Genomic DNA, 10008 nt, shown 5'->3' on the forward strand with positions numbered 1-10008 from the left:
TGGATGCTTTACTTTTTGAAATATCATTTGAAAAGAAATTTAATTAAAGATTCAATGTGTGAAAATCATCCATTGAATCCAAAAAAACTAGGTTTATAGATATTTCTAATTTTTTTCAATATCTATTATTTACTTTTTTTAGCCAACTGTTTTAACTAGTGTGAAATGAGATTCATTAAGGAATCATAAATGTGTCCTAATGTTGAAATGGCTGGATTAAAGTTGTTATTGTGGATATTACTTATATCCTCTTCAATACATTTATCAACTCCTTCTATGAAAGTGGTATTGTTGTAGTCCTGACTTGTGAAATAATGGACTTGAATAGTATAGTTTGTATCCTCTTTAGGGAATACATAGTTTACTCCAATATGAGTCCAAGTTGTATCATTATTCCTTGAAGGGTTTGAGAAATACTGTTTTGAAATGGTAACTCCATTAAAAGTGTGTTCATCATTTTTTAAAACTTTATAACTGCCGTTTTCCATTTCTTTAAATTTGGCTTCCGATATTTTAGTAATATGGTCTTCAGGCCAATCATCCCAATGGTCCATTACGACATATCCATTTGAAATTGCTCCAGGAGTTTTAGCAATATCTGTCATGTTAATTTCTTTGGTTGTATTCCATCCTAGGGGAACATCTGCAACGCTGTGATCAAATTCGGTTGTTTTGTCGGTATTGAAGCTTAAAAAGCTATTAATTCCATTGATGTTGATTGCAATAAATATGATAAGAACGACAACTATAAACCCTTTTAACAAGTCTTCTTTTCTCATTGTGTTTTGCCTCCTTTATGCACGGTTTTAACCCATTTTCTTTCTTTTCTTGTCATCATTGTGTGCATTGTAATAAAGAATAACGGAATTAAATGGAAACAATAAATATAATATTTAACCATATCTTTTATAAATTCAACAGGTCCTAGCTTATCTCTTAATAGGGCTAAAATAATAGTTGGGAAAAATGCTATTCCAGACAATATTCCTACAAAAATAGGGGCGTTCATTCTAATCATGGTAGTATTATGGAAGAAAAACCATGATATTGCGTTAATAATGGTAATTACAAATCCAAAAAAGATTAATAAATTAAAACTGTAAAAGGAAATGTGTTCAAGCACATTAAATTTCTTTTTAAATGATAGTTTTGACCTTACTATTTGAGGGAAGTAAACAAATAATGTTTCAAAATTACCAATAGCCCATCTGGTTCTTTGCCTGAAAAAGGCTCTCCAGTTAGTTACTGCTTCTTGATAAACTGCAACTTCGCTACAGTAACTAATTTTTCCACCGTTGAGAATAATTTTAATTGCTAAATTCAAATCTTCGGTAACTGCAAATCCGTCCCATCGTCCGCAATCAATAATTGCTTGTTTTCTTACAAATTGACCGTTTCCTCCTAAAAATCCTGTATGGTCTAAATTATCTTTAGCAATTAAGGTGTTACCGAATGTTGCAAACTCCACATGTTGCATACGGGCTAGGAAGTTTTCATTTTTATTAAACATTTTTACCCTTGATTGAACACCGTCGATATCACTGTTTAAGTATTGTACAATGGTTTTCAGATAATGAGGTTTAACTCTTGTATCAGCATCAAAAACACCAATAATTTCTCCTCTGGACAGTGTCAGGGCATCATTTAAAACAAATCCTTTTCCTTTTCCTGATCTTGGAGGGTGCCTTGTAACAATTTTGACTTGTGGAAATTCTTTTTTTAGGCCTGATAAGATTTCTCCGGTACGATCAGTTGAACCGTCATTAACAACAATTAATTCGTACAGAGGTTCTCCTTCTTCATTATGATAGTCGAGTTCACAAACACTTCTTACGGTATCTTCGATAGTAAACTCTTCATTGTGTGCGGGAATAAAAATACTTACAAATGGAAGGGTTTCGAATGGTTCGGGTATTTCCTGTTTTTTAAGACTGAATAGTGAGTTTATAAGCATAGCTCCTGTTGGAAATAAGAGCACCCACTGAAGCCAAGTAGCATTTCTTGATAACAGCGCAATAATGATTAAAGAAACGCATAAAATTAAAAGGAGACTTGAGTCTGATTTTTCAATTAAAAGTTCCAAACTTTTTTCTTTGATTCTTGATTCTGCTTCTTTAACATTTTGTATGTTCTGTTCATGTTTTCTTAACGCTACTGCCATTGCTCTTTGAAGTTCATTTTCCTCTAGGGGCGCAAGTAAAAAGCCATAGGGATTACTCATTAGCAATTTGTCTACAGTTTCGTTAAATAAGTTTCCAACAATAATTATTATTGGTATGTTGAAAAGCTCTAAATCTCCGGTTAACTTTGCTAAATCAATATTCTCAATATCACAATCCAAGAATAGGAGATGAGGTTCTAATTTATCTACTTTCTCAAATATGTCATCTTCTTTTGAGGCGGAACCTATATAATCATACTCGTAATTTTCAACATACTCTTGAATTTCATTCAATAAATCGTTGTTTGAACTTATTGCGAATATTTTTGGCTTCCCACTAATTAATTGGTAGTCAGTCATTTTTAATCATTTATTCTGTAAAACCACTAGCTTCGTCTATTTTCTTTTCTTCTAATTTAGCTCTTTGAATTGTGATTTTGAGAGTTTTGTCTAATTTTTGTATATCATATGGTTTTGATACGAATCCGTATGATCCTTTGACATTTGACCTTTCAAAGGTGGCTGTATCTGTGTTTGCTGTTAGGTAGATAATTGGTATTCTTAATTCAGAGATGATTTCTGCCGCTTCAATTCCTTCCATGTCTCCTTTTAACTTTATATCCATTAAAACAACATCAGGAACTGTTTCAGCAGCAGTATCAATAGCGTCTTGACCAGTATCTACAGTATCCACAATTTCATAGCCCAATTCTTCTAAACTATATTTCAAATCTAATGCAGTAATTGCTTCGTCTTCTACAATTAATATTCTTTCATTCATTTTATCCATCCATTTACAATTTTAATTTTTTATCCCTCATTTTATTTATACATTAATCTATTTTAGTATCATCAACGGTTATCCTTCAATGGTATGCTCCATATCCAATGGGAATGTTAATCTGTAACTTGTTCCGTTTTCATGTTGATAAAGTTCGATGTGTCCATCGAGTTGCTTTGTGAGACTTCTGATAATTTCACAACCAAGATTTTTAGTAATTTTAGACGGGTCTTCTATACCCACGCCGTTGTCTTTAAGGATTAGTTGGCCGGTTTCATTATCTAACTTGGTAATTTCCTTGTAAATTACTTTATTCGGAACGGTTTTATCTGGGAATGCATGTTTAATAGCATTCATTGTTAGCTCATCAATAACAAGTAATAATGGTGTGATAACCTCAATTGTCAAGATAAGGTCTTCATCTACTTCAGATTTAAATTCAATACCATCTCTTTGACCTATTAAACCTCTTAACTGGCTGTCTTGGTCTTCAATATACTCTTTTAGGTTAATATTTTTAAAGTCAGTAGTATTGTATGTTTTTTCATGAAGAATAGCAAGTGAAGATAATCTTGACTGCATGTGGTCAATAATTATTTCAGGTTTATCTTTATAAGCTCTTTTCTCTAAGTTTAAGAAACTATTAAGAACTTGTAAGTTGTTTTTAACTCTATGGTGAACTTCTTTAATCAATATTGATTGATGTTCGTTAGATTCAATCAATTCCTGTTGTTTTTTGTGTTCTTCGGTAAGGTCAGTGATGAATCCAATACTGTGGGTGCCTTGACCAAATTCGAATCTTTCAAAATATATGTCAACTATTTTCTGATTATTTTCATCACCATGTACATTATATGTGCAGATTTCTTGCAGTTCATTGATTTTTTCATCGATAAGGTCTCTAAATTTAGATTTTATCGAGTCTTCGGCAATATTTTCTATAATATCCTCGTTGTTACGGTATTCTGAAGGGTCTACTTCAATTAGATGATAAAATCCTTCTGAAAATTCATAATGTTTTTTGCTTAATGGATCAATCAACAATGACATTTTGGTACTGTTTTTAAATCCTTTTAGTAGGAAATCAATAGGCCTTACCAGTTTCCTGTCAGAATCTGTACTAACATCCTTTATTAAACAGTATCTATTTAATAATTTTCCATTTTCATCAAATTTGGTATAATGGTTGACTTCAATATATTTTAAAGTACCGTCTTTGGTTCTGATCCTGATAATCGCCTCATATGCGGTTCTTCCGGTGTCAACTTCTTTAAGCATTTTTTCCACTAGTGGTCGGTCTTCAGGGATGACTAGGTCAAACACGATATTGTAATATTCGTCATTCGGTTCCCTTGTACGATTGATGATATTGTAAATACCTTGAGTCCAGGTGTATCTGTCATTAATTTTGTAATAACTTCCAGTTTGTGAGAAATACTCGATTAAGTTAGCTTTTTCATCAGTACTTTCTTCAAGAACATTCTTATTTGTTTCTTCATTGTTCCAGTGGTCTGATATTAAAATAATCCTGTCCATATCGTGGATGATTTTAATTTTTGAGAATCTGGCTAATTTTTCACCGAAATGATAATAGAAAATCATTTTTTTAGTTTTATGGGTTTCATATACTTCTTTCAAATGTTTATGTAACAATTTATAATAACCTGGGGAAACTTTACTAAGTAAACGTCCCTCTGCTTCCTCATGTGAAAATTGACTTCTTCTTAATACTCCTAATCCTAATCTGCGAATAATAAAGTCGTTTCCATTATCATCATAAGGCACAAAAATGTCCAAGTCATTTGAAATTTCATCTAATGTCTTCTCAAATGGAGTAGGAGACATTTCAAATTCTTGAGGCGTTTTCTGAAAGAGTTCATGTTCCGTAATGTCATATATATGAACCTCTTCAAAATCTTCTAATTGCCTATATGTCTTTTCAATTCTCATACTCATTTCTCCTTATTGTGCAGGTGATATTCAAGTGTGTGGTCAAAGCTTTCAGGGAATATTATTCTAAATCCTGTTCCAACTTCACAGTTTAATATTTCGAGTTCTCCGTTAATCTGTCTTGTCAGATTCTTAACTATTTCCCATCCTAAGTTATGATTAATTAAGGATTCATGACTTTTAAGTCCAATTCCATTGTCTTTAAGTATTAATTCACAGATGTGGTCTTCAATATATTTGATTTTTTTAGATATTGTTTTATTAGGCATATCATAGTCGGGGAATGCATGTTTAATAGCATTCATTGTTAGTTCATCAATTATTAAGAGCAATGGTGTAATAACATCCAGGGATAAGTTAATGTCTGGGTCAACCTCAGATACAAAGTTAATGCCTTTTGCTCCAAATAATGAATGTAATGTAGAATCCTGATCAGCCATATAATTTGCAAGATTAATGTTTGCGAAATCTTCTGTATGGTATGTCTTTTCATGAAGTAGAGCAAGTGAAGATAAACGGGTCTGCATGTTATCTAAAATATCGTTCGGGTCATTTTTATTTGCTTTTCTCTCAAGATTCAGGTAACTGGTCAGTACCTGTAAATTGTTTTTAACCCTATGGTGAACTTCTTTAATCAAAATATTTTTGGTCGCATTTGATTCCATTAGTTCTCTTTGCTTTTGTCGGGCAAGGGTAATGTCTGTTAAAAATCCGATGCTGTGATTTTTTTTCCCGTATTTAAATCTTTCAATGAATAATTCACATATCTTCTGGTTGTCTTTATTTCCATTCACCATATATGTTACTACATGGTTTATTTCTTTAAGTTCACCGTTAATCAATTTGTAAATGTCTTCTTTAACATCATCTTCAACGATATTCTCAATAATATTTTTACTGTGTCGGTACTCTTCTTTTGGAACTTCAATTATTTTGTAAAATCCCTCTGAAAATTCATATCTTTTACTTAAGGGTTCAACAAGAAGAGATAGTTTTGAATTGTGGTTGAATCCGTTTAACATGAAATCCACAGGTCTTGTCAGATGTTTGTGTGAATCTACACTTATGTCCTTAAACAAACCATAATGACTTATTTCGTCACCGTTTTCATCAAATTTAGAGTAAAGATAAGTGTCCAGATATTTGATGTGGCCTCCAGGTGTTTTAATACGAATAATGTTTTCATAGGTGTCTGTTTCGGGGCTCATTGTTTCAAGCAATTCATCGACTAATGGACGGTCTTCAGGAATCACCATATCAAAAATAATGTTATAAAATGCATCATTTGGTTCTTTTGAACGATTAATGATATTATAAATGCCTGGAGTCCATGTATATTCATTCCTTATTTTATAATAACTTCCGGTTTGTGAAAAATATTCTATTAGAGTAGCTTTATTCTCGTCATCTGTATCTTCGTGGTCTCCACTTCTAAAGTCTTCAAAAGTACTTTTTAAATCAGATATTGCATAAATTTCGCCTTCATCAAGAACAATGTTTACTTGGGAAATGGTTTTAATTTTATCGCTTAAGTAATAAAATAGTCTCATGTTTTTTGTTTTTCCTGTTTTATAAACCTCTTTAAATGTATCTTTAAAGAGCTCATAATAAAACGGAGAAGCTTGACTTAATTTGCGTCCTTCAACATCCTCTAAATTTAAATTAACTCTTTCTAACATGCTCCAACCAATTCTTTCAATGATATAGTCTTCACCATCATCAATTGGCAGGAATACATTAATATCTGAAGGCACGTGCTTCATAACATTGCTGAAACGAACTTTTTCTGGCTTTTTAACTTGCGGAGCTTCTTGATACATTTCGGTCATGTCAATGTTATGTATGTGAATCTCTTCAATTTTTTCCAGTTCCCTATAATGTCTTTCAACATGCATTCATATAACCTTAAGATTTTTTTATAATATATAAATATATATTTTATTTTATATTTATATTATTGAAAATTCAGGATTAGGATATAGTTATTCTTTTTAATTTTGGAAAAACTTTTTAATTATGAATGATATAATATTAGTGTTATGGAAAATTGACAAATTTTCAGTTTTATTAATTGATTTTTAAGGAGTTATTTATATGACTTGTAGTATTTTAGTTGGTGGAGCATGGGGTGATGAAGGTAAAGGAAAATGTATTACTTACCTTTGTGATGCCGATAAGCCAGATATTATTGCTCGTGCAGGAGTCGGGCCAAATGCGGGGCACTCTGTTGAATTCAACGGGGAAAAATATGGTTTAAGACTAACCCCTTCCGGTTTTGTACATACCGGTGCCAAACTCCTAATTGGAGCAGGAGTTTTAGTAAATCCGGACGTATTATTTAAAGAATTTGAAGACTTAAAGAAATATGACGTTAAAGGAAGAATGGGTGTTGATTCCAGATGTGCAATCATATCTGAAGACCACATTAACCGGGATAAAAATTCAGAACATCTTTCTAAAAAAATAGGAAGTACTGGTTCCGGTTGTGGACCGGCCAATTCGGACAGAGTAATGAGGTCAATTGAATTAGCCCGTGATATTCCTGAACTTGAAGAATACCTCACAGATGTTTCACTGGAAGTCAATGAAGCTATCAACAATGGTGAAAATGTATTCATTGAAGGGTCTCAAGGTTTTGCACTTTCACTTTATTATGGGTCTTATCCGTTCGTAACCAGTAAGGACACAACAGCTTCCACATTTGCAGCAGATGTTGGTGTAGGACCTACAAAAGTTGATGAAGTCATCAACGTATTTAAAGCATACATCTCTCGTGTTGGTGAAGGACCATTCCCAACTGAAATGACTCAAGAAGAAGCTGAAAGCAAAGGTCTTGAAGAATACGGTGTTGTAACTGGAAGACGTAGAAGAATCGGTTACTTTGACATGGAACTTGCAAAAGAATCCTGCAGAATCAACGGTGCAACTCAAATTGCCTTGACTTGTGTTGACAGATTATTCGATTGTGCACGCGTGCAGGACTACAATGAGTTATCCGCTGAAACTAAAGCTTTCATTGAGGATATTCAAACTGAAACCGGTGTGCCTGTAACTATTATTTCTACCGGACCTGATTTGAAAGACACAATAGATTTAAGAAAAGAGTTATTGTAAAATAACTTCTTTTATACTCTTTTTTTATAAAATTAATGATTTTATGTTTATTTATCCTAAAGTATTGAATAGAAAGGAATTGAAAAAAATTGCCAAATATTCATGTGATGAGCAGGTAAAGGACGCCTATCTCAAATATCTGACAAATTATTCTTTCGAAGAGTTTGTCCAATACTGTGAAGATAATGAAGGCGAAAATTTGGAAGATTTGCTTTTCAAATTCACGGATTTGCAATTGGAAAAATACAAGCCGAATTCTTTGATTTGGATTTCACATGTGATGGTCAATTTCATGATTTATTTTAATGTTAATCTGGATTATGGCAACTGTTATGATGCATACGCTTCCGCTCTTCAGTTAACTGTCTTTTCATGTGCAATGAAAATGGTTATAGATAAGACCCCTTTTGAAGAGGTCTCTTTACCTGACTATTCTAAAGACAGTTTTCGCAGATTCTTTGATAAATGTCCTGATTTTAGATTTAATTTAAATAAAGATTCTACTTTGGCTTACAAATCTTTCAATAATGATTTTGGCTTTTCAAGTGAAGAATTTTATCAGAAAATAAATATTTTCTTTGAAAGTGAAGGATTTATTTGAATATTTTCAGCAAAATAATTATATTTTCAAAATGTAAAATATTTAATTATGTATCGTGATATGATAATAATTCGTGGAGCCAGAGTTCATAACTTAAAAAACATAGACATTGACATTCCCTTAGGTAAAATCGTGGCCATTAGTGGAGTTTCAGGATCTGGAAAATCATCACTGGCTCTGGGAGTATTATATTCTGAAGGTTCAAGAAGATATTTGGATGCCCTTTCAACTTATACCCGAAGAAGAATCTCTCAGGTTGAAAAGGCGAAAGTTGATTTGGTCCAGTATGTTCCGGCAGCCCTTGCGTTGAGCCAGAGGCCGAATATTCCAAATATTAGAAGTACTTTCGGAACATCAACAGAACTTCTAAACTCTTTAAGGTTATTGTATTCAAGATGCGGCAATTATACATGTCCAAATGGCCATATTAATGAACCTACCTTAAATGTGGCCCGTGAAATTCCGATTGTCTGCAGCGAATGCGGTGTGGAATTCTATGGGTTGGGTGCTGAGGAATATGCATTCAATTCTGATGGGGCATGTCCTGTCTGTAGTGGAACAGGTTTTGTACGTGATGTGGATAGTTCCAGATTGGTGCCTGATGAATCTAAAACTCTTGAAGAAGGCGCCGTTGCAGCATGGAACCAGTTTGGAATCTCATGGATGTATCATGTTGCAGGAGAACTGGGTGTACGAGTCGACGTTCCTTTTTGTGATTTGACAGATGAAGAAAAAGATATTGTTTATAATGGACCATCTGTTAAAAAATACATTAATATCCCTTCTAAGAACGGTAAATTATTTGAATTAAATGCTGAATATAGAAATGCTCATAAAGCTATTGAAGAAGCTTTAAAAAATGCCAAAACCGAAAAAGGTTTAACAAAGATAAACAAATTTTTAACAACAACAGTCTGCAGAGAATGTGATGGAACACGACTGAATTCAAAAGCTCGTGAAACTCTTTTTGGTGGAATCAATTTAGCTGAAGCCTGCAAGATGAATCTGCATGAATTGGTGTTATGGATTCCTGAAGTTATTGAGGATTTGCCCGTTGATATTAAAGATATGGCCAAAGCTATTGCTGAAGAATTCATGGACAATGCAAACATTTTATTGGACTTGGGTTTAAGCTACATTTCGCTTGACCGTCCATCAAACACATTATCGACTGGTGAACTTCAAAGGGTTCAGCTTGCAAAAACTTTAAGAAACCACACGACAGGAGTGTTGTACGTTTTGGATGAACCGTCAATTGGTCTTCACCCGAGCAACGTTGATGGACTAATTGCAGTTATTAAAAGGCTGATTGCAGATGGAAATTCAATTATATTGGTAGACCATGACACTAAAATTTTAAGTGTTGCCGATTATATGATTGAACTTGGGCCGACTGCAGGA

The 10008-nt window shown here is 33.1% G+C and carries 7 protein-coding genes and 1 pseudogene; 3 read left to right on the forward strand and 5 right to left on the reverse strand.

Going from position 1 to position 10008, the window contains the following annotated elements:
• Positions 1 to 155: 155 nt before the first annotated feature.
• The 5 genes from ACJMLH_RS05945 to ACJMLH_RS05965 form a co-directional block, all read right to left on the reverse strand.
• Positions 156 to 779: a hypothetical protein gene (locus ACJMLH_RS05945; protein ID WP_405275703.1), complete on the reverse strand. Its 624-nt coding sequence runs from the start codon at positions 777 to 779 to the stop codon at positions 156 to 158.
• A complete protein-coding gene (locus ACJMLH_RS05950; RefSeq protein ID WP_405275705.1) occupies positions 776 to 2521 on the reverse strand; it encodes a glycosyltransferase in 1746 nt (581 codons plus the stop codon). The genes ACJMLH_RS05945 and ACJMLH_RS05950 overlap by 4 nt, the downstream gene beginning before the upstream one ends.
• A gap of 10 nt (positions 2522 to 2531) precedes the next feature.
• Positions 2532 to 2942, reverse strand: coding sequence for a response regulator (locus ACJMLH_RS05955; protein WP_405275707.1), 411 nt, complete (start codon positions 2940 to 2942; stop codon positions 2532 to 2534).
• Between the two features lie 78 nt (positions 2943 to 3020).
• Complete coding sequence (locus ACJMLH_RS05960; protein WP_405275709.1) at positions 3021 to 4892, reverse strand: sensor histidine kinase; 1872 nt, start codon at positions 4890 to 4892, stop codon at positions 3021 to 3023.
• 2 nt (positions 4893 to 4894) lie between these two features.
• Entirely contained in the window at positions 4895 to 6787 is a 1893-nt protein-coding gene (locus ACJMLH_RS05965; protein ID WP_405275711.1) for a histidine kinase dimerization/phosphoacceptor domain -containing protein, read from the reverse strand.
• A gap of 199 nt (positions 6788 to 6986) precedes the next feature.
• Between ACJMLH_RS05965 and ACJMLH_RS05970 the strand changes: the two genes are divergently transcribed.
• From ACJMLH_RS05970 to ACJMLH_RS05980, 3 genes and pseudogenes are all read left to right on the forward strand, one after another.
• Positions 6987 to 8006 carry an adenylosuccinate synthetase gene (locus ACJMLH_RS05970; protein ID WP_405275713.1) on the forward strand — a complete coding sequence of 340 codons (1020 nt, stop codon included), beginning with the start codon at positions 6987 to 6989 and terminating at the stop codon, positions 8004 to 8006.
• A 43-nt stretch (positions 8007 to 8049) separates the two neighbouring features.
• Entirely contained in the window at positions 8050 to 8607 is a 558-nt protein-coding gene (locus ACJMLH_RS05975) for a hypothetical protein (RefSeq protein ID WP_405275715.1), read from the forward strand.
• Between the two features lie 48 nt (positions 8608 to 8655).
• A pseudogene (locus ACJMLH_RS05980) lies at positions 8656 to 10008 on the forward strand (excinuclease ABC subunit UvrA); the annotation flags it as partial.

The organism is Methanobrevibacter sp. (genome assembly GCF_045116495.1).
GTDB lineage: Archaea > Methanobacteriota > Methanobacteria > Methanobacteriales > Methanobacteriaceae > Methanocatella.